Source organism: Rhodanobacter sp. OK091, assembly GCF_900142825.1.
Classification (GTDB): Bacteria; Pseudomonadota; Gammaproteobacteria; order Xanthomonadales; family Rhodanobacteraceae; genus Rhodanobacter.
Map to the genome: position 1 here is coordinate 1 of NZ_FRCH01000004.1, position 22,219 is coordinate 22,219.

23 protein-coding genes and 1 tRNA gene are annotated in these 22,219 nt (G+C 62.2%); 13 read left to right on the forward strand and 11 right to left on the reverse strand.

Annotated elements, in window-relative coordinates; genetic code table 11:
• The first annotated feature begins 255 nt into the window (after window positions 1–255).
• The gene (locus BUA26_RS16555; protein WP_072762005.1) at window positions 256–939 is read left to right on the forward strand and encodes a rhomboid family intramembrane serine protease; all 684 of its coding nucleotides are present in this window, start codon (window positions 256–258) and stop codon (window positions 937–939) included.
• Between the two features lie 16 nt (window positions 940–955).
• Here the strand turns inward: BUA26_RS16555 and BUA26_RS16560 are convergent, their stop codons facing one another.
• Window positions 956–1,681 carry a glutamine amidotransferase gene (locus BUA26_RS16560; protein WP_072762006.1) on the reverse strand — a complete coding sequence of 242 codons (726 nt, stop codon included), beginning with the start codon at window positions 1,679–1,681 and terminating at the stop codon, window positions 956–958.
• A gap of 33 nt (window positions 1,682–1,714) precedes the next feature.
• Entirely contained in the window at window positions 1,715–3,535 is a 1,821-nt protein-coding gene (locus tag BUA26_RS16565; RefSeq protein WP_072762007.1) for a type IV pilus assembly ATPase TfpB, read from the reverse strand.
• A 97-nt stretch (window positions 3,536–3,632) separates the two neighbouring features.
• On the opposite strand from BUA26_RS16565, the gene glyQ reads away from it, so the two are divergent.
• Window positions 3,633–4,544, forward strand: a complete 912-nt coding sequence (glyQ, locus tag BUA26_RS16570) for a glycine--tRNA ligase subunit alpha (protein WP_072762008.1) — start codon at window positions 3,633–3,635, stop codon at window positions 4,542–4,544.
• Window positions 4,537–6,684 (forward strand): glycine--tRNA ligase subunit beta, encoded by a 2,148-nt coding sequence (gene glyS, locus BUA26_RS16575; RefSeq protein WP_072762009.1) that lies wholly within the window; start codon window positions 4,537–4,539, stop codon window positions 6,682–6,684. Before glyQ ends, glyS begins: the two co-directional genes overlap by 8 nt.
• Before the next feature lie 64 nt (window positions 6,685–6,748).
• Here the strand turns inward: glyS and BUA26_RS16580 are convergent, their stop codons facing one another.
• Window positions 6,749–7,309, reverse strand: coding sequence for a helix-turn-helix domain-containing protein (locus BUA26_RS16580; RefSeq protein WP_072762010.1), 561 nt, complete (start codon window positions 7,307–7,309; stop codon window positions 6,749–6,751).
• 280 nt (window positions 7,310–7,589) lie between these two features.
• Between BUA26_RS16580 and BUA26_RS16585 the strand changes: the two genes are divergently transcribed.
• Together BUA26_RS16585 and BUA26_RS16590 are read left to right on the forward strand one after the other, a co-directional pair.
• Entirely contained in the window at window positions 7,590–10,577 is a 2,988-nt protein-coding gene (locus tag BUA26_RS16585; protein ID WP_072762011.1) for a TonB-dependent receptor, read from the forward strand.
• Window positions 10,578–10,877: 300 nt separating this feature from the next.
• Window positions 10,878–12,752, forward strand: a complete 1,875-nt coding sequence (locus tag BUA26_RS16590) for an MFS transporter (protein ID WP_072762012.1) — start codon at window positions 10,878–10,880, stop codon at window positions 12,750–12,752.
• Between the two features lie 165 nt (window positions 12,753–12,917).
• Here BUA26_RS16590 and BUA26_RS16595 read toward each other — a convergent pair whose 3' ends face one another.
• From BUA26_RS16595 to BUA26_RS16630, 8 genes are all read right to left on the reverse strand, one after another.
• The gene (locus BUA26_RS16595) at window positions 12,918–13,787 is read right to left on the reverse strand and encodes a beta-lactamase induction protein (RefSeq protein WP_072762013.1); all 870 of its coding nucleotides are present in this window, start codon (window positions 13,785–13,787) and stop codon (window positions 12,918–12,920) included.
• Window positions 13,788–13,896: 109 nt separating this feature from the next.
• Window positions 13,897–14,871: an NAD(+) diphosphatase gene (gene nudC / locus BUA26_RS16600; RefSeq protein ID WP_072762014.1), complete on the reverse strand. Its 975-nt coding sequence runs from the start codon at window positions 14,869–14,871 to the stop codon at window positions 13,897–13,899.
• A 12-nt stretch (window positions 14,872–14,883) separates the two neighbouring features.
• Window positions 14,884–15,252: an iron-sulfur cluster insertion protein ErpA gene (erpA, locus tag BUA26_RS16605; protein WP_072762235.1), complete on the reverse strand. Its 369-nt coding sequence runs from the start codon at window positions 15,250–15,252 to the stop codon at window positions 14,884–14,886.
• A gap of 45 nt (window positions 15,253–15,297) precedes the next feature.
• Window positions 15,298–15,720, reverse strand: a complete 423-nt coding sequence (locus BUA26_RS16610; protein ID WP_072762015.1) for a bactofilin family protein — start codon at window positions 15,718–15,720, stop codon at window positions 15,298–15,300.
• On the reverse strand, window positions 15,707–16,459 hold the full coding sequence (locus BUA26_RS16615; RefSeq protein WP_072762236.1) for a DUF6776 family protein: 753 nt from the start codon (window positions 16,457–16,459) through the stop codon (window positions 15,707–15,709). The genes BUA26_RS16610 and BUA26_RS16615 overlap by 14 nt, the downstream gene beginning before the upstream one ends.
• Window positions 16,460–16,573: 114 nt before the next feature.
• Window positions 16,574–17,044: a bacterioferritin gene (gene bfr / locus BUA26_RS16620; protein ID WP_072762016.1), complete on the reverse strand. Its 471-nt coding sequence runs from the start codon at window positions 17,042–17,044 to the stop codon at window positions 16,574–16,576.
• Between the two features lie 147 nt (window positions 17,045–17,191).
• Complete coding sequence (locus tag BUA26_RS16625; protein WP_072762017.1) at window positions 17,192–17,389, reverse strand: (2Fe-2S)-binding protein; 198 nt, start codon at window positions 17,387–17,389, stop codon at window positions 17,192–17,194.
• Between the two features lie 66 nt (window positions 17,390–17,455).
• Complete coding sequence (locus tag BUA26_RS16630; protein ID WP_072762018.1) at window positions 17,456–18,016, reverse strand: RNA pyrophosphohydrolase; 561 nt, start codon at window positions 18,014–18,016, stop codon at window positions 17,456–17,458.
• A gap of 176 nt (window positions 18,017–18,192) precedes the next feature.
• On the opposite strand from BUA26_RS16630, the gene BUA26_RS16635 reads away from it, so the two are divergent.
• The 8 genes from BUA26_RS16635 (at window position 18,193) to BUA26_RS16670 (ending at window position 22,162) form a co-directional block, all read left to right on the forward strand.
• A tRNA-Met gene (locus BUA26_RS16635) sits at window positions 18,193–18,269 on the forward strand.
• Window positions 18,270–18,325: 56 nt separating this feature from the next.
• Window positions 18,326–18,688, forward strand: a complete 363-nt coding sequence (gene queD, locus BUA26_RS16640; RefSeq protein WP_072762019.1) for a 6-carboxytetrahydropterin synthase QueD — start codon at window positions 18,326–18,328, stop codon at window positions 18,686–18,688.
• 153 nt (window positions 18,689–18,841) lie between these two features.
• Window positions 18,842–19,231 (forward strand): phasin family protein, encoded by a 390-nt coding sequence (locus tag BUA26_RS16645; RefSeq protein ID WP_072762020.1) that lies wholly within the window; start codon window positions 18,842–18,844, stop codon window positions 19,229–19,231.
• Window positions 19,232–19,531: 300 nt separating this feature from the next.
• On the forward strand, window positions 19,532–19,852 hold the full coding sequence (locus BUA26_RS16650) for an ATP synthase subunit I (protein ID WP_072762237.1): 321 nt from the start codon (window positions 19,532–19,534) through the stop codon (window positions 19,850–19,852).
• A 3-nt stretch (window positions 19,853–19,855) separates the two neighbouring features.
• Window positions 19,856–20,674, forward strand: a complete 819-nt coding sequence (atpB, locus tag BUA26_RS16655; RefSeq protein ID WP_072762021.1) for a F0F1 ATP synthase subunit A — start codon at window positions 19,856–19,858, stop codon at window positions 20,672–20,674.
• Window positions 20,675–20,756: 82 nt separating this feature from the next.
• Window positions 20,757–21,056 carry a F0F1 ATP synthase subunit C gene (atpE, locus tag BUA26_RS16660; RefSeq protein ID WP_072762022.1) on the forward strand — a complete coding sequence of 100 codons (300 nt, stop codon included), beginning with the start codon at window positions 20,757–20,759 and terminating at the stop codon, window positions 21,054–21,056.
• 98 nt (window positions 21,057–21,154) lie between these two features.
• Complete coding sequence (locus BUA26_RS16665; RefSeq protein ID WP_072762023.1) at window positions 21,155–21,625, forward strand: F0F1 ATP synthase subunit B; 471 nt, start codon at window positions 21,155–21,157, stop codon at window positions 21,623–21,625.
• 3 nt (window positions 21,626–21,628) lie between these two features.
• Window positions 21,629–22,162 carry a F0F1 ATP synthase subunit delta gene (locus BUA26_RS16670; RefSeq protein ID WP_072762024.1) on the forward strand — a complete coding sequence of 178 codons (534 nt, stop codon included), beginning with the start codon at window positions 21,629–21,631 and terminating at the stop codon, window positions 22,160–22,162.
• Window positions 22,163–22,219: the final 57 nt, after the last annotated feature.

Below are 22,219 nucleotides of genomic sequence, written 5' to 3' on the forward strand. Positions count from 1 at the left end.
CATGCAAGAGTAGGTCACCGCCAGGGGCTTTATCCCTAAAAACCTCCACCCGAAACGGTGGGGGTTTTTTCTTGTCTGGACGACGGCGGCGACGAACGCGAGCGCGACAACTTAGCTTGCCCGGGGCTTTAATCCCGGACATCCCGCACGTTCATCGGGATTTGCTTTTGCAGGCCGCATCAAGAACCCCGTCTGTCCATCATCACCTATGATGGCGAGTGCGCTGCGTCCAGTCGGCGCCTGAGGGAGCGGCTCTTGTTTGTTCACGTCGAAACGCGTCGTCGTCCCCGTTGGCATTGGGCAACCTTGCTAGTGGTGACTGTCTGCGTGGTGTGCTTTGTTGGCTTGGCATTGACTCCGCCGCCGCAACGGATTTCATTTCTGTTGGAATGGGGCACGGTACCGGCGAATATTTTCGACCCGCATGAAGCGCTGCTGCCGCAGTTGACCGACACGGCCTTGCTGCGATTGTTCACCGCGCTGTTCATTCATGTCACGTGGCTGCACTTGCTCAGCAACCTGCTATTTCTGGTGATCTTTGGACTGCCGGGCGAGCGCGCACTGGGCTCCTTGCGATTCCTGCTGCTCTTCGTGATCGGCGGCATTGTGGCGAACCTGATTGGTGCGCTGTCGCTGACTGGCGTGCGTCTTCCCATTATCGGTTGCAGCGGTGCGGTGTCGGCCGTAGTGGGCACGTATGTTGCGTTATTTCCGCGAGCCAAGCTGGGCTTGGTATTGCCGCTGGGCTTGTATCTGGAGTTCGTTCGCGTGCCGGCGTTCCTGCTGATCGGCATCTGGGTGCTGCTGCAATTGCTGTTCAGCTACGCAGGGCCGAGCTATGGCGCCTATGTGTGGTGGGCGCACATAGGCGGCTTTCTGTTTGGTCTGGTGTTTGCACTGTTTTCACGCGATTCGATTGCGCGCCGTTTGCGCGGCTGAACACGGAAACCCATCTTCAGGCAGTGGCGCTCCAGCCGTGCCGACGGGAAAACTGGCGCAGAAGCCGGCGGGCGACTGGTGTCGCTGCCACCGCGTTGAATATCCGCAAGGGATCAGTACCTTCTTTTCGCATGTCGGCATGCTTGCGCTTGATATAGGCACGCATCACTTCCGCATTGAATTCCGGGTGGAACTGCGCGCTGATCGCACTTGGGCCGTAGCGCAGCAATTGGTGCGGATCGCGTGCCGAACTGGCCAGCACGGCAGACCCGTGCGGTGGTTCGAGCACACTTTGTTCGTGCGTGGTGTGTGCACGAAAGCTGGCCGGCAGCGTGTGGGCCAGCGGATCGTGCGCGGCGGCGGGCGACAACGCGATCGGCTGAGTGCCGATTTCGCGTCCACCGGACAGGTAATCGACACGTCCACCCAGCGCATGCGCCATCAATTGGTGGCCGTAGCAGACGCCGAACAGCGGCAGCTCGACATCCATCGCATCGCGAATCCAGCCGGCGGTACGTTCGCTCCACGCCGCGCGCTCGGTGACCATGGCCGCCGAGCCGGTGATCATGGCGCCGGCGATTTCCTGCGGCGGCGGCAGCACTTCGCCCGCCGCGACATCGACAATCAGTAACTGACGCGCGTGTAACCCTGCGCCGAGCCGGAACCAGTGGGGAAAATCGCCATGACGGGCACGAATGGTATCCGGCGCGCGGCCGGTGCGGATGATCAATACGGGCTTCATGCAGAGAATCGGCGGTGGATGATTTGGACGTCTTTACGGCTGAGTATCGTCGAATGCGTCAATCGGCGGCAATACAGTGAGGATTTCCTGCACGGTAGTCAGCCCGGCAGCCACCTGGTCGGCAGCGGAAATACGTAACGGGCGCATACCTTCGGACAGCGCTGCCTGACCGAAACCGCTCAAATCGAGCTGGGCCGAAATCAGTCCGCGCAACCGGGGCGACAACTTCATCATTTCGTAGATGCCGGTACGCCCCATGAAGCCGGTGTTGCGACATTCCAGACAACCAACCGGCTCGAACACCTGCGGCGGCAGCGGTATCGTCCAGCCGTGGGTGAGCACGGTCCACGCCTGCGGGTCCTGTGTCGTCGCCCGCTTGCAGTGCGGGCACAGCGTGCGCACGAGTCGCTGTGCCACCACGCCGGTCAGGGTGGACTGGATCAGATAATGCGGTACGCCCAGATCGAGCAGGCGGGTGACCGCGCTCGGTGCATCGTTGGTGTGCAAGGTGGACAGCACCAGATGGCCGGTGAGCGAGGCCTGCACCGCCATCTGCGCGGTTTCCAGGTCGCGGATCTCGCCGACCATGATGATGTCCGGATCCTGGCGCAGCAAAGTGCGCACACCCGCGGCGAAATCCAGGTCGATCGCGGCATGCACCTGCATCTGGTTGAACTCGGGCGAGACCATCTCGATCGGGTCTTCTACCGTGCACACGTTGAGTTCCGGTGTAGCCAGGTGCTTCAGCGTGGAATACAGCGTGGTGGTCTTGCCCGAGCCGGTCGGGCCGGTGACCAGTACGATGCCGTGCGGTCGCTCGACCATGCTGCGCCAGTTGGCGCTCTCGCCGGGCGAGAAGCCGAGTTGGGCGAAGTCCTTGACCACCAGGTCCGGATCGAAAATACGCATCACCACCTTTTCGCCGAACGCGGTGGGCATGTTCGAGATGCGCAGCTCCACCTCGCGGCCGGAAGCAGAGCGGGTCTTGATGCGACCGTCCTGCGGGCGGCGCTTTTCGGCCACGTCCATGCGCGCCAGGATCTTGATGCGGGCGGTCACCGCGGTCATCACGGGTGCGGGCAGCTCGAACACCTTCTGCATGATGCCGTCGATGCGGAAGCGGATATGCCCGGTGTCGCGGCGTGGTTCCAGATGGATGTCCGAGGCGCGTTGTTCGAACGCGTACTGCAGCAGCCAGTCGACGATGTGCACCACATGGCGGTCATCGGCCCCGACCTCGCCGCTCTTGCCCAGCTCGACCAGCTGCTCGAAGTTGAGAATCGCGGCGGAGCTGTCGCTGCCGGTCTTGGCATCGTGCGCCAGCTGGATCGAACGCTGGACGCCGTAAAACTCCTGCAGGTAGCGGTTGATGTCGACGGGGCTCGACACGACACGCTTGATGTCCCGCCGTAGCATCTGCGCCAGATCGGGAGCCCAGCCCGCGTCAAACGGTTCACTGGTGGCAAATGTCGCCTCGCCCGGCGCGACCGCGATCGGCAGGATCCGGTGTCGCTTGGCGTAGGCATGGCTCACCACCTGGGTCACCGAGGCGACATTGATCTTCATCGGATCGATTTTCAGGTACGGCAAGCCGGCGTGACCGGCCAGCCATTCGGTCAGGCCCTCCAGGCTCAGCGGGCGGCCGGTGCCGTGCTGGTTCGGCAGTTTGGCGTTCGCGATCAGCACCAGCGGGTGCAACTCCACGGTGCTGCGTCCGGCGCGAGCACCCATGCGCACCTGCTTGGCGTCTTCGGCGAGCAGGTAACCGTCGACCACCAGCGCGGCCAGCAGATCGTCCAGTTCCAGGCGGCCACGACGGCCCAGCAAGGATGCGATTTGTGGTGATGCGGCCATCCGGATATGTCCCCGTGGTGCTTTCGCCGGCTCTCAACCCAGTGGGAAAGCAAGCAACGGCTATACTAACGCGCTTTACCCAAGGTCACGGAAAGCCATGTCCGCGCGCACCTTCCAGGATGTGATCCAGACCCTCAACCGCTACTGGGCGGCGCAGGGTTGTGTGCTGTTGCAGCCGCTCGACACCGAGGTCGGCGCCGGTACGTTCCACCCCGCCACCTTTCTGCGCGCACTCGGTCCCGAACCGTGGGCGGCGGCCTATGTGCAGCCCTCGCGCCGGCCCACCGACGGGCGTTACGGCGAGAATCCGAACCGCCTGCAGCATTACTACCAGTACCAGGTGGTGATGAAACCGAATCCGGAAAACATCCTCGATCTGTACATCGGCTCGCTGAAGGAACTCGGCCTCGATCCGCTGGTACATGACCTGCGTTTCGTCGAGGACAATTGGGAATCGCCGACGCTCGGTGCGTGGGGTCTGGGCTGGGAAGTGTGGCTGAACGGCATGGAGGTGACCCAGTTCACCTACTTCCAGCAGGCTGGCGGACTCGAGTGTCGCCCGGTAACCGGGGAGATCACTTATGGCCTGGAGCGACTGGCGATGTACCTGCAGAACGTGGACAACGTCTACGACCTGATCTGGACCGACGGCCCGCGCGGTGCAGTGACCTATGGCGACGTGTTCCATCAGAACGAAGTCGAGCAGAGCACTTACAACTTCGAGTACGCGAATGTGCCGGAGCTTCTGCGATGGTTCGACGTATGCGAGGCCACCGCAAACCAGCTGATCGCGGCAAACCTCCCGCTGCCTGCCTACGAGCAGGTCATGAAGGCCAGCCACACTTTCAACCTGCTCGATGCGCGCCGTGCGATCAGCGTCACCGAGCGCCAGCGTTACATTTTGCGCGTGCGCACGCTGTCGCGCAGCGTGGCCGAAACCTATGTGGCACAGCGCGAGAAACTCGGTTTTCCGGGTCTGAAGCAAGCGAAGGAGCTGGCCCATGGCTGAGCACAAGCCGCTGTTGATCGAACTGGGCACCGAGGAACTGCCGCCGAAGGCACTGGACGAACTTTCCACGGCCTTCCTGCGCGGCATCTGCGATGGTCTGGCCAAGCGCGGGGTCGTTGCCGAGTTGGATCTGGCACAGGCCTATGCGTCGCCCCGTCGCCTGGCCGTATATGTTCCGGGTGTCGCAATCGCCCAGCCCGCGCAGGCGATCGAGCGTCGTGGTCCGGCACTGAATGCCGCGCTCGATGCCGAGGGTCAGCCGTCCAAGGCGCTGCTGGGTTTTGCGCAATCCTGCGGCGTCGAGGTCGGGCAACTGGAAAAGCTGGAAACGGACAAGGGCGCGTGGTTCGTCTGGCGCACGCTCAAGCCGGGCCAGGCGGTGGCCTTGTTGTTGCCTGAAATCATTGATGAAGCGCTGAAGGCGCTGCCGATTCCCCGGCCGATGCGCTGGGCCGATCACGACTACAGTTTCGTGCGTCCGGTGCATTGGCTGGTAGTCCTGCATGGCGCCGAGATCATCGACGGCGAAGTGCTGGGTCTGCGGAGCGGCCGCAAATCGCGTGGCCATCGTTTCATGCACCCGCAACCGGTGCATGTAGCTGATGCGGACGGCTGGCTGGATGCGATGCGCGCCTCCAACGTACTAGCCGATCCACAAGAGCGACGTGAGCGTATTCGCGCGCAGGTCGCGCTGGCGGCAGAACAGACCGGCGGCGTGCCGCGACTGGATGACGCGCTGCTCAGCGAGTTGGCCAACCTCACGGAATGGCCGGTGGCGATCGCCTGCACCTTCGAGCGCGAGTTTCTCAGCGTGCCGCCTGAAGCATTGGTCACCACTATGGTGGCGAACCAGAAATTCGTGCCGGTGTTCGATGCTGATGGCAAGTTGACCGAGCATTTCATCGGTATCGCCAACATCGACAGCAAGGATCCGCGCGAGATCCGCAAGGGCTACGAACGAGTGATCCGGCCGCGCTTCGCCGACGCCAAGTTCTTCTGGGACGAGGATCTGAAGACGCCGCTGGCCAGCTATCAGGAACAGCTCAAGAGCGTCACCTACCAGCAGGCACTGGGTAGTTTGTGGGACAAGAGCGTGCGTGTGGCCGAGCTGGCCCGGATCATCGCCAACCGCGTTGGCGTCGATGCCGCTGCGGCTACCCGCGCCGCGAGCTTGAGCAAGTGCGACCTGCTGACCCGCATGGTCGGCGAATTTCCCGAGCTGCAAGGCGTGATGGGACGTTATTACGCCAGCCATCACGGTGAACCGGCGGAAGTGGCTGAGGCGTTGGACAGCTACTACCAGCCGCGTTTCGGCGGTGATGCCATCGCTGCCGGCAAGCTCGGCCAGGTACTGGCCGTGGCCGAACGGCTGGACACTCTGGCCGGTATTTTCGCCATCGGCATGAAGCCGGGTGGCAACAAGGATCCCTTTGCCCTGCGCCGCGCCGCGCTGGGCTTGGCGCGTACTCTGATCGAGGCGAACCTGGATCTGGATCTGCGCGGAAGCCTGGTCGAAGCGCTGGAGCTACTGCCTGACAGCGCGCTGGCGGCGGGGCTGAAACCCGGCAAGGACGGCCGCCCGCCAGCGCTGAATGCGGGTCAGCGGCGGGCCATCCTGGTCGACGAGCTCTATGACTTCGTGCTCGATCGCATGCGCGGCTATTACGCCGAACAGGGTTTCGACAACGCACAGTTCGAAGCGGTGCTTGCGGTGCAGCCGGGCAGCCTGGCCGATTTCGACCGACGCTTGCGCGCGGTGGCCGAGTTTGGTCGTCGTCCGGAGGCGCTCAGTCTGGCAGCCGCCAACAAGCGCGTCGCAAATATCCTGCGCAAGCAGGCAGAGGAGGTCGGCACACCGGCCGCCGGCCGCGTCGTCGACCCAGCGCATTTCGAGGCGGATGCCGAGCGCGAACTGGCCGATGCGTTGGCTTCCGCACAGCGGGAAACTGCCGAAGCGCTGGGCGTAGGCGACTACACCGCTGTACTCGCACGCTTGTCGCAGCTGCAGGCGCCGGTGGATACGTTCTTCGACAGCGTACTGGTGAACGCTGACAATCCGGCCGTACGTGCCAACCGACTGGCCCTGCTGGGGCAGTTGAAGGCACAGTTCAGCGCCATCGCCGATATCGCCCTGCTCTGAACGAGAACCATAAAAAAGCGGCAGCCGTCATGGCTGCCGCTTTTTTATGGGCGCATGCACCGAGTCAGGCGGCGCCGCGTTCCTTGCGCATCCGCTCGGCCAGCTGGTGATTGAACGTCACCATGGCGATCGGATCCACATGGGAGCCGCCAGGGCTGAGGATTTCATAGAGCTGCGTCAGTAGATCCGTGTTCTCCGACAATCGAAGCTGACTGCCGGCCAGACTCAGTTCCGATTGCAGGATCTGCACGGCGGCGTTCAGCCGCTGGGCGTCGACAGCCGCACCTGCGGAGTGGTCATCCGTGCCCGCTCGATGGTGCGCTCGGTGCGGGGTCATTTTTTCCGAACTGTACTGGTCATCCAGCGCAGGAATCGTGGTGTCGGCCTGCAGCGTACCCTCGCCCGCCACCAACCAGACCAGTGAAATACCCAATGTGCGTGCCAGCGTGACGCAACGCGCGCGCGACGGGTCCGTGTTGCCATCGCGCCAGCTGCGCACCACTCCTTCGGAGAAACCGCACATTCTGGCGATCTCCGTAGCGCTCCCTACGCGCTGAATCAGCAATTTGATGCGATCGGCAAAGGTTCCCGCGCCTTGCGGGTTAGAGCTTGTTTGCGTGCCCATCTGAGGTGCCGCCATGTGCAGTGTGAGGAGGACAGCGCGAGCTTATACCCAAGTCAGGCGAATAAACCTTCGAAATAACGTTACGAAAGTGTTGACCTTCGCGATTTCTTGAATTAACGTCGCAATAACTTGCGTTATAGCTAGCGCAGGAACGTACATTAAATCATGTGGCTGGACAGAGCTAGGCGTGACGCCTTGGGCAGCCGCCGTTGGATGTTTGAACACACAAAAAGTTTCATGCGCCCGGACGTCTAGGGCTCACTTTGGGGAGTTACCAAATATGAATTCACAAAAATCTCTCACAGCGCGTCAGTTGCGTCGCACATCTTTAGCGATAGGCCTCGGCCTCTGCCTAGTAGGTACGGGCGCAATGGCGCAGTCGACGACGGGCAGCATCTTCGGTCAGGCGCAGGCCGGTGAAACGGTCGTCGTTAAGGGCGCCACGGGCGTTACCCGCCAGGTAGTGGTCGGTGCTGATGGTCGTTACAACATCGATACCCTGCCGGTCGGCAGCTATACGGTGACGTTGCAGCGCGACGGCCAAATGGTAGATTCGCGTTCCAATGTGAGCCTGCGCGTAGGCTCGGGTACCGAGGTTTCCTTTGGCGAGAACCCGCAGAATCTCGCCGCGGTCACAGTCCAGGCCAACGCGCTGCCGAGCATCGACGTAAGCGCCGTCGACACGCGCACGGTGATCACGGCTGAGCAGCTGAAGCAGCTGCCGCTGGGCCGTTCGACCGAGGCAATCGCCCTGCTGGCTCCCGGCGCCGTCAGCGGAAGCGGCTTTTTCACAGGCCCAACCGGCAACCAATTGGTGTCCTTCGGTGGTGCAAGCGTTACCGAAAATGCTTACTACATCAATGGCATGAACGTGACCGATCCGCTCAACGGTCTCGGCGGCATCGATCTGCCTTATGGCTCGATCGAGCAATTGGAAGTGCTCTCTGGCGGTTACGGCGCGGCCTACGGTCGTTCCGATGGCGGCGTGCTCAACCAGGTTGGCAAGCGCGGCACCAATGAGTGGCACTTCGGCGCGCAGGTGCTGTATTCCCCCGACTGGGGCAAAGCGAAACAGGATCCGATCCTGAATTCAGCGGCAAGCCCCTTAGCTGGCAAAGTTTATCAATATCGCGGTGCCAACAGGGGCACCACTGTGGTCGAAAGTGCGTATGTGGGCGGCCCTCTGATCAAGGACAAGCTGTTCTTGTTCGCGTCGGTGGAAGGCGCCAAGACCTCGGACAAGCTCGCCTCCACGAACTCCAGCTCTGCCCAGATAAGCCATCGCGAATTCCGTGATCCGAAGTGGTATACCAAACTAGACTGGAATATCAACGATAGCAATATTCTGGAATTGACCGGGGCATCGACCACGCACAGCTTCTCTGGCAATGAATACGCGTTCGACTACCCGACCCACAGCACGGGTGATTTCAACGGCACCGATCAGCACACCAAATCTGCGGCGTCGATGTGGATCGCCAAGTACACCGGCTACATCACCGACGATCTGACGCTCAGCGCCCAGTACGGCGAGCAGAGCACGGATATCTATACCGATATTGGTGCCGGCTTTGATCCCAGCCTGATCGCCATCCTTGGTGGTCCCGACCAGAACCCGGCCTACTCGGGCGGTGGTGCGGGCATCACCAATAACCAGACTGTACTGACCACCTCGGATCCGTCGCACAAGGTCAAGGGCGCGAATTATCGCGTCGATCTCACCTACAGGCTGGGCGATCACTCGATCACCGCGGGTATCGACAACCAGCGCACCCAGGATCTGAACGACGGCGATTTCATCCCGGTCAATGCCGGCTACGCGTGGGAATACCAGAAGGTAGCGCCGGGCGCGCCGATTCTCGCCGGTCAGGTCTCGGCGCCGAACGGACAAGGCTACTTTGTCGACAAGTATGTTTTCAAGACGGCCGCGTCGATCGCTGTGAGCCAGCGCGCGCAGTACATCGAGGATAGCTGGCAGGTTAACGACCGCTGGCTGTTGAAACTGGGTCTGCGCAATGACCAGTTCACCAACTACAACGCCGACGGCGAAGCTTACATTCGCCAGACCAAGCCGCAGTGGGCACCGCGACTGGGTGCCAGCTGGGACGTCAACGGTGATTCCAGTTTTAAGGTCTATGCCAACGCGGGTCGCTACTATCTGGCGCTTCCCACCAGCGTGGCGCTGCGCGGTGCGTCCGGTTCGCTGTACACCCGGGAGTACTACAACTACACCGGGATCGATCCGGTGACCGGCTATCCGACCGGTATAACCCCGATCGATACCGTTAAAGGTCCAGGGGTGCCGATCTCGGAGAACAACGAGTACGGCCAGTCGCCTGATCCAAACACCGTGACTGCCAAGTCGTTGACGGCGCAGTACCAAGACGAGTACATCTTGGGCTTCGACAAGAAGTTTGGTGATGCTTGGACCTATGGCGCCAAGCTTACCTATCGCAGCCTGAAGAACGAGATTGACGACACCTGCAATTACGAGGTGTTCTTCGCTGCGGCAGAAGCACAGGGGCTGGATACGACCGGCCTGCGCGGCTGTTACTTTTTCAATCCGGGTCGTGGAGCCACGTTCCAGTTGCCTGACGGCAATGGCGGCTACGGGCAGCTGCATCTCAGCAGCAAGGAGCTGGGTCTCCCCCACGCCAAGCGTAACTATTACGCCGCGAATCTGTACCTGGAGCATCCGTTTGATGGCACCTGGTATGGTCGAGTCAACTACACCTACTCGAAGAGCTACGGCAACACCGAGGGGCAGGTACGCTCGGATATCGGCCAGTCCGATATTGCCGCGACAGTGGACTGGGATTTCCCGACCCTGATGGAGTACGCCGGTGGCCGTCTGGCCAATGATCGCAAGCATCAGCTGAAGATTTACGGCAGCTACCGGTTCCTTCCGGAGTGGACGATCTCGGGCAATATTGCGGTGCTTTCCGGCTCACCGGACAGCTGCCTGGGCGCGTATGGCCCGGACGGAACCTACCCTGCTTACACCGGCCCGTACTACCATTATTGCAGTGGTCTGCCGGCTCCCAAGGGTACACAGGGTGACACGCCATGGACCGAGACGGTTTCGGCTAGTCTTGAGTATCGTCCGAACTTTGCCGACAAGAAGTTGGCGTTCAATGTGGATGTACTCAATCTGTTCGACCAGCAGAGGGCCACGCAGTACTACGATTTCCAGCTCTCTGGCTTCGGCCGCACGCGGTATTCACAGACTCCGCGCTACGTTCGGTTTGGCGTTAGCTACGACTTCTAAGCTGAGCAACATGTAAGTTAGGTCCAGAAACGCCGGAGCACTGCTCCGGCGTTTTTTATGTCCTGCCTTGAACATCGCGGGTCGGAATCGGCAATTGCAGTATGGTTTGTAAGAGGCATCGCGCCGTTGATGTCGCGCGAAACGGGTGGCAGCGAGCTTGGCTGACTCAAGCCGAAATTCGGGCTTCTGGTTGCTCAAGCGCCATGGCAGCTTGCGTTGTGCCTTCAACTTTGTTGTGGTCATAATCGCCTAGCCAAGGATGCGCAGTCGAAACCCAAAGCTCCCCAATCAGGACGCCGCATGAGCCAATTCGCACTGCTAGGCAAGCGGCGCTTTGCGCCGTTCTTCTGGACCCAGGCGCTGGGTGCCTTCAATGACAATGCATTCCGCAATGCTCTGGTGATGCTGGTGGCGTTCCAGATGGGGCTGGGCGACCGCACGGTGTCGCTCTACACCAATCTGGCGCCGGCGTTGTTCATCATCCCGTTTTTCCTGTTCTCCGCTACTGCCGGCCAACTGGCCGAGAAGTATGAGAAGAGCCGGATCATCCGTTACGTGAAGCTGTTCGAGATCGGCGCGATGGCGCTGGCCGCGTACGGTTTCTATACGCACCACACTGCGCTGCTGCTGATCGTGCTGTTCATGATGGGCATGCACTCGGCCACGTTCGGGCCGATCAAGTACGCGATCCTGCCGCAGGCGCTGAAGCCGGAAGAGCTGGTTGGCGGCAACGGTCTGGTGGAGATGGGCACGCAGATGGCGATGCTGGTGGGCATGATCGCCGGCAATTCGCTGATGCTCGTGGCTGGCGTCGGACCATTGCTGGCATCGGGCGCCACGATTGCGGTGGCGGTCGCCGGCTATCTGATCAGCCGTCGGATTCCGCCTGCGCCGGCGACCGCACCGGAGCTCACTTTCAACTGGAACCCGTTCAGTGAAACGGCGCGCGTGTTGGCGATCACCCGCGCCGACCGCGCGGTGTTCAACGCGGTGCTTGGCATTTCGTGGTTCTGGTTCTTCGGCACGGTGCTGATCGCACAGCTGCCCATCTACACGCGCGAAACGCTGGGCGGCGACGGTTCGGTCAACACGCTGGTGCTGACTTTGTTCTCGATCGGTACCGGTGTCGGTGCGCTGCTGTGCGAGCGAATGTCGGGCCGTCGGGTGGAGATCGGCCTCGTGCCGCTGGGCGCATTCGGGCTGACCGCATTCGGGGTCGATTTGTACTTCGCGCGGCACGGCATGGTGTCAGCGCGTGGGTTGGACTGGCTGGCGTTCCTGAAGGGTGCGGGCAGCTGGCGCATTGCGCTCGACCTCACTCTGATCGGCGTGTTCGCCGGTTTCTACGTGGTACCGCTGTTTGCTTTTGTGCAGGCCCGTGCGCCGAGCGAGAAGCTGTCGCGGATCATCGCCGGCACCAACATCCTGAACGCGCTGCTGATCGTGCTGGCTGCCGGCTTCGGCCTGGGATTGGGCGCGCTCGGCATGGACGCGTCGCAGATCTTTCTTGCCGCATCACTGCTCAACGTGCTGGTGGCCTGGTACATCTTCACCCTGGTGCCTGAGTTCTTGATGCGCTTCATCACCTGGGTGCTGGTGAACACGCTGTATCGGCTGCGCGTGGACGGCGTGCAGAACGTTCCCGAAGAGGGTGCGGCCCTATTGGTGTGCAACCACGTCAGCTTCATGGATCCCCTGCTGCTGATGGCGAACCTGCGACGGCCAGTGCGCTTCGTGATGTATTACAAAATCTTCAACATTCCCCTGCTGCGCTTCGTGTTCCGCACGGCCAAGGCGATCCCGATCGCAGGTTACAAGGAAGATCCGGCTGTACTGCAACAGGCTTATGACGCGATCGATGAAGCTCTGGCCGCCGGCGAGGTGGTCTGTATCTTTCCCGAAGGCGGGTTGACCGGCGATGGGGAGATCGCGCCGTTTCGTCCGGGCGTTGAAAAGATCCTGGCGCGCCGACCGGTACCGGTGGTACCGATGGCGCTGCGCGGCCTGTGGGGCAGCGTGTGGAGCCGGCGCGACTCGATGCTGCGTCGGGCACGCCTGCCGCGGCGCTTTCGTGCGAGGGTGGAATGGGTGGTCGATGCGCCGTTGACGCCGGAGCACGTTACGGCGACGACACTGGAGGCGCGGGTACGCGAGCTGCGCGGCGAACTGGCTTAGAGATGGTTTGATCAATCTCTGTTTTCGTCATTCCCGCGAAGCGGGAATCTAGTGCCTTTCGCGTAATGCATTGATGTACAAAGGCACTGGGTCCTGTATATCGCTTCGCGATTCCGGGATGACGAGCAAAATCAATGCGTCTTTAGCTCACGCGCGTTCGAGCCTTCAGCTGAGCCAGCCGCCAATCACGATCAGCGCCACCACGCTCAACCACGCCAGCAACGCGCGCAACAAGGCGCCGCGCAGGCGCAACAGCTCAGCCAATGGATCGCTGTGTTCCTCGGCATAACCGTCACCGGCCTCGATGTCGATCAGCACATCGGCCTGCGCCGCGGCACCAAGAAAGCCCGGCTCGCTGCTGTACCAGCTGGTGGGCGCGGCCTGGCTGTGCCAACGCCGCCAGGCGCCGATCACGGCGTCCCAGTGGCCGACGATTGCCAGCGTGAAAGTCAGCAACTGGGCCGGCAGCCAGTCCAGTGCATTGGCCACATAACGGGCAGCGCGGCCGCTACTCGAGTCGAGTTGCAACGAGTCATTGCGTGCCAGTGTCTGCGCGAGCCGGTACAGCAACGCGCCGACCGGGCCGAGCAGAAAGAACCACAGCAGCACGGCGAAGCGTCGGCGCAATGCGGCGTAGGCGATCGCTACGCCCAGGGCCGGTGCGTTCCATGCAATCGGAGAGCCGTCGTCGGCCAGCGTCTGCGCCGCGGCCTCGCGGCTGGCGCCATCCGGAGCCCCCAGGATCAGTTCCAGATCGGCCTCGAATTCGCGTGGGCCGAAGCAGTAGAGCAATACGGCCAGCGAAAACAGCAGTTGCAGCAACCCGCCCAGCGGGGTGTGGCCGAGTATCCACCATAGCAGCGCACACAACACTGTCGGCAGCAGCAGGGCCAGCACCACGCGACCGCTGCCACTGGTGTCCGCCAGCTGCGTCACCCAGCGGCGAAACAGGCCGTCGCCGCGCCAGCGTGCGAGCTGTGGCATGACATGCAGCAGGCCGAGGGCGATGAGGGCAGTAAGCAGACTGATGGCCATGACGGAATGAACTCGCAAGCAGTCGGTGCATTGTATGCGAGGGATCACTCATTCCGCAGGCCGGCGTCGATGTTGCACAGCGGGCGGCCACGCCGGACCAGGACCAGGATCAGCCGGAAGGGCCGGCCGCGGCCAACTCATCCAGATCCAGCCCGGCGCGTTGCTGCAGCCAATACGCCAGTAAACGGTACGACACTGACAGCGCGGTAGACGGCACGAAGCTGCCTTCGGCGATGCCGTCGACGATCTGCTGCGGCGTGAACCAGCGCGCGTCTTCCAGTTCCTGGTCGCGCATGTCGATGTGGCGCGACACCGCAGTGGCTATGAAGCCGACCATCAGTGAGGCAGGCATTGGCCAAGGTTGCGAGGAGTGATAGCGCACTTCATCGATGATGACACCGGCTTCCTCGGCCACTTCGCGGCGCACCGCGTCTTCCAGCGATTCGCCCGGCTCGACGAAACCGGCCAGCGTCGAGTAACGACCGGGTGGCCAGCCGGCCTGGCGGCCGAGCAGGCAGGCGCCTTCGTGTTCGACCAGCATGATGACGGCGGCATCGGTGCGCGGGAAATGCAGGCGCGCGCAGTCCGGGTTGGTGCATTGCGCGCGATGTCCGGCGGCGACCAGCTGCAGCGGCGCACCGCAACGGGCGCAATAACGCGTTTCTCGTTGCCAGTGCGCCAGACCCTTGGCGTAGGCGAACAGGCCTGCCTCGTCTGCCGCCAACTGCAGGCCTGCGCTGCGCAGGTTCATGCGGCGCGCGTCGAGCGCGCTCTCCAGTTCGTCGATGCGATGGGCGTCGTCCAACACCAGCAGAAAATGCGGCCGCTGATCGGCGATGCCTAGCAGCGTTGTCGATACGTCGGCCAGCCATTGCGCGCGCTCATGGGTGTCGAGCCAACGCAGCGCTTCGCGATCGCGGTGCATGAACGCTTCGCCGGCGGCATCCAACAGCAGGTAGCGCGCCTCGGTCGAGCGCGCCTGTTCGGCGATCCACGTGGATTCATCGCGCCGCTCGGCGATCCGGTCGAGGATCAGGCTGAGCCCGGCGAAAGTATTGGGAGGCGGCAGCTTGGCCCGATCCATGGAACGATCCGCTCAGGTGGAGAACGAGGAGCCGCAGCCGCAGGTGGTCTTGGCGTTGGGGTTGCTGATGACGAACTGCGAGCCGCTGAGGTTCTCGGCGTAGTCGATCTGCGCGCCGGTCAGGTATTGCAGCGAAAGCGGATCGCACAGCAGGGTCACGCCCTCGCGCTCGACTGCGAAGTCGTCCTCGGCCTGGGCTTCGTCGAAGGTGAAGCCGTACTGGAATCCCGAACAGCCGCCGCCGCTGATATACACGCGCAGCTTCAATGCCGGATTGCCTTCTTCGGCGATCAGCTCATGCACTTTGTGCGCGGCGGCGGCAGTGAACAGCAGCGGCGCGCCGCTGTTGCGGTAATCGGGGATCGCGACGAGAGTTTCCATGATCATCTAGATGGGGTCGTGACGGACAAGCGCAAGCATACCGCTTCAGGCGAGCACAGCTTCGTCGAGCTCGGCGTCCGGCGCCGGCAACTCGCGCTGAGCTTCCTCGATCTGGCGCGAGATGCGCCCGTTGACCTGCGCGCCAGCGGCCATTTCCATCGTGTGATAACGCAGGTCGCCGTCGATTCGCGCCTGTGGCGCGAGCTCCAGCCGGACACCGACATACACGTCGCCGGTCACGTGGCCGTTGATCACCGCCTGCGGCACGCGGATCTCGCCGTGCACCTGGCCATGCTCGCTGAGCGTGAACATGGCATCGTCGCCTTCGCCCAGCACGGTGCCTTCGATGCGGCCGTCCAGGTGCAGCGCGCCGCTGAAACGCAAATCGCCGCGGATCACCGTGCCGCGGGCGATCAAGCTGGTCTCATGGTTGGTGTGATTGCGCTCGTTGCGCTTACGGTTGAGCATCGTGATCCCCTTGGGCTGTGGTGATGTTGCCGCTCAGCGCGGCACCCCATGCGACGGCACGCTCGATCGGCTCGCCATCGGCCGGCTGGATGCGGATGTGCAGTCGCGTGGGACGGAAATCGGCCGGCAGCACGATAGTGCCGTGCAATTGCTGGAAATACATGAAGCGGAAAGGCAGGCCGTCTTTCTGCGTGGCATCGCCCAGCGCCGGCCATGCCAGGCTGATCACTTTGTCGCCGCGCAACCCTTCCACGCTGACCGTCGCGTTGCCGCTGGTCTCGTCGCCGCGCTTCGCGTTCTGGGTCAGGCTGAGGGTGAGATTCAAGCCGCGCGAACCGCTGATCGGCTGCAGTTTCACCTCCTGCAACTTCAGGCCCTGCCGCTGGGCATCGCCGCCGACCAGCCGTGCGTAGAAACCCAGGTCGGCACGCAGGCCGTTGAGCTCTTCCTCGCGTTGGGCCAGCGTGCCGCGCAAGGAGCGGGTGGCGACGTCATTGACCTGGGTGGCGCGCTGCAGGTTGGCGACCTGTTGTTCGAGTTCGCCGATGCGGGCTTGCAAGGCGCGCTGCTGGCGGAGGTCGACGGCGGCTGGCGCGGCACGCCGCGTCCAGGTGCCGACGATCAGGCCGACCAGCAACAGACTGCCCAGCCAGGCCAGGCTGAGCCACCACCAGCGCCGCCGGTGACCGACGTCATCGTGCCGACGCACGACGAAACGCGGTGGTGGTCGTGAAGCCATGCGGGACATCCCGGAGAAAACCGAAGGTATAGCCCCGCCGTGATGAAAGCGTCAAGGAACCGGTATGCGCTTCCGCGCGGCGGCGCCACTCGGCGCAGACGCACATCGCATAATTCAGCTACGCATCTTGCTCTGCAGGTAGCGCTCCGCACCGATATCCTTGATCAGGCTGAACTGGGTTTCCAGCCAGTCGATGTGCTCTTCCTCGTCGTGCAGGATGTCTTTGAACAGGTCGCGGCTGATGTAGTCGGCGATGCCTTCACTGTGCGCGATCGCGGCGCGCAGATCGACCACGGCGGCCAGTTCGAGATCCAGGTCGCCCTGCATCGACTCCAGCACGTTCTCGCCGATGCGCAGTTTGCCCAGATGCTGCAGGTTCGGCAGGCCGTCGAGGAACAGGATGCGCTCGATCAGATGATCGGCATGCTTCATCTCCTCGATCGACTCCTTGTATTCGTGCTCCGCCAGCTCGGCGTAGCCCCAGTCTTTGAGCATGCGGTAATGCAGGAAGTACTGGTTGATCGCGGTCAATTCGTTGTAGAGCACCTTGTTGAGGAACTCGATGACCTTGGCATCACCTTTCATGGCTTTCTCCGCTCGACAGACTGCGTCGACTATACAAACTCCGCGCATGTACGAACGAAACGCGAATGGCAATGGTTTGCCCGCTCATCAGGTGCGCGGGGAAGGAAACGAAGGATTTGTGTTTGCCGCGGGGTGTGGCGGGAAGGCTCAGGCTGCGGCGAGAGGCAGCTGGCACAGTACGTGCGAAACCGCCTGATCGAGCGTGGCGCGTGCTTCCTGCTCACAGCAGCCGCAGCAGTCGGAACAGCCGGTGCGCGCCTGCAGTTCGGCAAACGAACGCACGCCGTCGGCCGCTTCGCGGCGGATGTCATGGTCGGTGACGGCATTGCACAGGCAGATGTACATGGCGCGTATAAGAACGCGAATGCGAATGATTGTCAACAATCTGCTAGAGGTTGCCCCGGCGTCCGTTCAGGCAGCTTCGCGGCCACCATGGGGCGCGGTCGGCGGGGTTTCAGCGGTATCGCGTGGCGGAAGCGTGCCGAGTTCAACGCTGCACAGGCTCTCCACCAAAGGTGCGAAATGACGCAGAGCCCGTTCGTATACCTGCCGCTTGAAGTTGACGACGTGCGCCGCCGGATACCAGAAGTCGACCCAGCGCCAGAGATCGAACTCCGGCTTGTCGCAGGCATCCAGTTTCAGCGCGTCCTCGCCGCCGACCAGCTTGAGCAGGAACCAAACCTGCTTCTGGCCGATGCAGGTAGGGCGCTGGTGGTGGCGCACATAGCGATTGGGCAGGCGGTAGCGCAGCCAGCCATGGGTCGCGGTGATGACTTCCACATGATGTGCGGTCAGTCCGGTTTCTTCTTCCAGCTCGCGATACATCGCCTCCAGCGGCGTTTCGTCCGAGCGCATGCCGCCCTGTGGAAACTGCCAGCCATCACGATTGATCCGGCGCGCCCAGAACAGCTGGCCGTCTGCATTCAGCAGAACGATGCCTACATTCGGACGATAGCCATCAACATCAATCATGTCGCCTCCTGGAGCCTACGGCGCGGCACGCCGGCAAGACCAACCCAGTCCTGCACCCGATTCAACCACAGCGCGCAAAGCGGCAGCAAGCGCCAGACTTGAACCGGCCGTGCTACACGACTACACTGCCGCGCCCCGCCCGTATCGTTCTGATCCGGCATGGCGGGTTTCCTCAAGGCTATGTAGCTCAGCTGGTTAGAGCACAGCACTCATAATGCTGGGGTCGGTGGTTCGAGTCCACCCATAGCCACCAAACGTGTCGCGCGTGTTTCCTGCCGCCGGCTCATCATCTGCACGCAGGCGTCCGCCATGCATATCTTCAAAGTGTTTCAGCTCGAGGCGGCGCATCGGCTGCCCCACGTGCCGGCCGGGCACAAGTGTGCGCGGCTGCACGGGCATTCGTTTCGCATCGAGATCCATGTAACGGGCGAACCTGACCCGCAGCTGGGCTGGGTGATGGACTTCGCCGACCTGAAGACGGCGTTCGCGCCGCTGTACGACCAGCTCGACCATCACTACCTCAACGACATCGAGGGGCTGGAGAATCCGACCAGCGAGGTGCTGGCGCGCTGGATCTGGCAGCGCCTGCAGCCGCGGCTGAGCGGGCTGGACAAGGTGGTAGTGCATGAAACCTGCACCTCGGGGGCCACTTGCAGTCGTGACAGTTTTTGACGCACCGCGATAATTCTTTGAATCGTCATAAACAAGTGTTTTATATGAATATTTCTTGACTTACGCCGTCGAGAGCAAAAAATATATTGCGCTGCACAAAATTTGTTGCTAGAGTGCTTGCCACACACACCAAGCCTCAACGAGGACAATGTCATGACTCAGCAGCTCAACAACCAGCTTTTCGCTTTCACCAAGCAGTTCACCGACAGCGCTTTCAAGGCACAGTCGCTGGCCCTGAAGGGTCTGGAGACGATCGCCGGGCTGCAGCTCAAGGCCCTCGAGGAGCAGTCCAAGGTCTCCGCCGAGTTCGTCGCCGAGGCGCTGGAAACGCGTGACGCGAGCGGCCTGCGCAGCCTGTGGGAAAAGGGCACCAGCCTCAACCGTGACAACGCCGAGCGTTCGGTGGCCATTTCGCAGGAGATCCTTGCGATCACCCAGAAAACGGCCGAGTCGTTGAATGCACTCGTGCAGGAACAGCGTCAGGCTGCCAACGACGCCGTCACCGCGCCGGTTGCCGCCGCCAAGAAGGCCGCTGCCAAGTAATTCGCTGCGCCGCCGCGTTTTATTGCGACAGAAAAGGGCCGAACTCGTGTTCGGCCTTTTTCGCATGCGCCATCGCCAAACACGTGCGGACAGCAGAAATGCAGCCCTGGAGCTGCGTTTTCGGGATATAGGGACAGGATGTCGCAGGCTGCGCGGCTTGTCGCTGCAATCGCCGCACTGATATACTTTTGCGGATTGGATCGTGGCCCGTAGCTGTATCGGTGCCGCCTGGTGCAGACCGCGCGGAGACGTTACGTGCTCAATAGTCTTGCCTCTGGTCGACATCTCGCCTTGCGCATCATGCTGCTGCAGCTTGCTGTGGCGTTGCTGGCTGGCCTTGCTTTCCTGGCGCTGGGGCGCCGCGAGGCGATGTCAGCCGCTGCAGGTGCGGCGATCGTGGCGCTGGGTACCGCGCTGCTGTCGGCGCGCTCTTTCAGCGGGGTGAGTGGGGCCGGCATGGCGTTGAGCCGCTTGCTGACGGGCATGATCCTGAAATGGATCGTGATCGTCGGGGGGCTGTTCATGATCCTGTTTCAATTCAAGTTGCCGCCATTGGCCGCCATCACGGGGTTGGTGGCTGCCTATGCGGTTTATCTGCTGGCGTTCAGATTCAAGGGTTGAGACATGGCAAGCGAGCCACAAGGCGGACTCACCGAATACATCCAGCATCACCTCACCCACCTCACGCCGCATGCGAGCAAGAGCGGTTTCTGGGCGGTGCATGTCGACTCGATCACCGTGTCGCTGGCGCTGGGTGCGCTGTTCTGCCTGTTGTTCTGGCTGAAGGCGCGCAAGGCCACGGCTGGCGTGCCGAGCAAGGGCCAGGCCTTCGTCGAGATCGTGCTGGAGTTTGTCGACGGCCAGGTCAAGGACGTGTTCCACGGCGATCGACGTTTCCTTGGGCCGCTGGCGCTGACCGTGTTCGTCTGGGTTTTCCTGATGAATGCGATGGATCTGCTGCCGGTCGATCTGCTGCCGTGGATTACCGAGAAGTTCGGCGTCGGCCATTTCCGTGCGGTACCCACTGCGGATACCAGCATGACGTTCGCGATGTCGATCACGGTGTTCGTGTTGATCATTTTCTATAGCTTCAAGGCCAAGGGCTTCAGCGGCTACATGAGCGAGATGTTCACCGCGCCGTTTGGCAAGCACCCGTTGCTGTGGCTCCCCAATTTCGCGCTGAACCTGGTCGAGCTGCTGTCCAAGCCGGTGAGCCTGGCGATGCGACTGTTCGGCAATATGTATGCAGGCGAGCTGGTGTTCATGCTGATCGCCGGTTTGTTCAGTGCTGGTGCGGGCCTGGCAGGCTGGGCGTTGTATGGCGCTGGCATCATCGGTTACACGGTGTGGGGCCTCTTCCACATCCTGATCATCGGCATCCAGGCCTTCATCTTCATGGTGCTGACGATCGTGTACATCTCGATGGCACACGATCACCACTGATCACGTTTATCGAATCGCGTTTTTCGAATCATCCGCTTCAACCATTTAGATCTTTCAAGTTTCAATTTCTCAGGAGACCGTCGTGGAACTCATCGCTCACATTGCTCAAGTGCAGTCCTTCACCGCCATCGCGCTGGGCCTGATCATCGGCCTCGGTGCCCTCGGTGCCTGTATCGGTATCGGCGTCATGGGTTCGAAGTTCCTCGAAGCCGCTGCGCGCCAGCCGGAGCTGGTGCCGCTGCTGCAGGGCCGCATGTTCCTGCTCGCCGGTCTGATCGACGCCGCGTTCCTGATCGGTGTGGCGCTGGCGATGTACTTCGCGGTGGCCAACCCGCTGCTGTCGAACGTGATGAGCGCGGCGTCAACCGCTGCTGGTCACTAAGCAAGCCAATCCACGGTGCCGCTTCGGCGGCGCCGCATTTTGCAAAGACGCTCCGGCGTCATTGTTCGTGATATTCAGCATTTACAGGTAACGCAGCGATGCTTCCCAACGGCACTCTGATTGGCGAAATGATTTCGTTCGCCATCCTGATCTGGTTCTGCGTCCACTTCATCTGGCCGCATATCAACAAGGCCATCGAAGATCGGCAGATCAAGATCGCCGAAGGCTTGAATGCGGCCGAGCGTGCGCATGCCGAGCTGAAGGACGCCGACCACAAGGTCGCGGCCGAGATCAAGGTAGCCCGTCAGCAGGCCTCCGAGATCATCGACAAAGCCCAGCAGCAGGCCAATCAGATCATCGACAAGGCCCGTGGCGAAGCGGTCACCGAGATCAACCGGCTGAAGGCGAGCGCGCAGGACGACATCGCGTCGATGGCCCAGCGTGCCCGTGACCAGCTGCGCGAGCAGGTGGGCGCACTGGCCGTGCAAGGTGCCAGCAAGATCGTGCAGCGCGAAGTCGATGCGTCCACGCACAAGGCGTTGCTCGACCAGCTCGCGGCCGAGATCTGATCGATGGCACAGGCAATCACCCTCGCCCGTCCGTACGCTCGCGCCGCTTTCGAAGTGGCACATGCCGCCGGCTCGCTGGCTGCGTGGTCGCAGGCGCTGGCCTTTGCCGCCGTGGTGGCGAAGGATCCGCGCGTAGCCGACCTCGGCAACGATCCGCGAGTGCTGCCGGCACAGCTGGTGGCGCTGCATCTGCCGGCCGGTGTCGCGGCCGATGCGCCGTTCGCGCAGTTCCTCGCCGAGATGGCTGAGCAGCGCCGTATGGCGCTGCTGCCGGAGGTGGCCGAACTGTACGAGGCGTTCAAGCGCGAGTCCGAGTCGCAGCTGTTGGTCAAGGTGACCAGCGCGATGGCACTGGATGTGGCGCAGGCTGAGCAGCTCAAGGTGTCGCTGAAGCGCCGCTTCAAGCGCGAGATCGAACTGGAAACCCAGGTCGATGCGTCGCTGCTTGCGGGCGTGGTGATCGATACCGGCGCGGAAGTGATCGACGGCTCTGCCCGCGGACGTCTGGCGAAGCTGGCCACCGCGCTTTCGCACTAAAGTTTTACGCGAAGTCCATTTCGCGAAGAGCCAAACCGGCCATCCGTGGCCGGACTC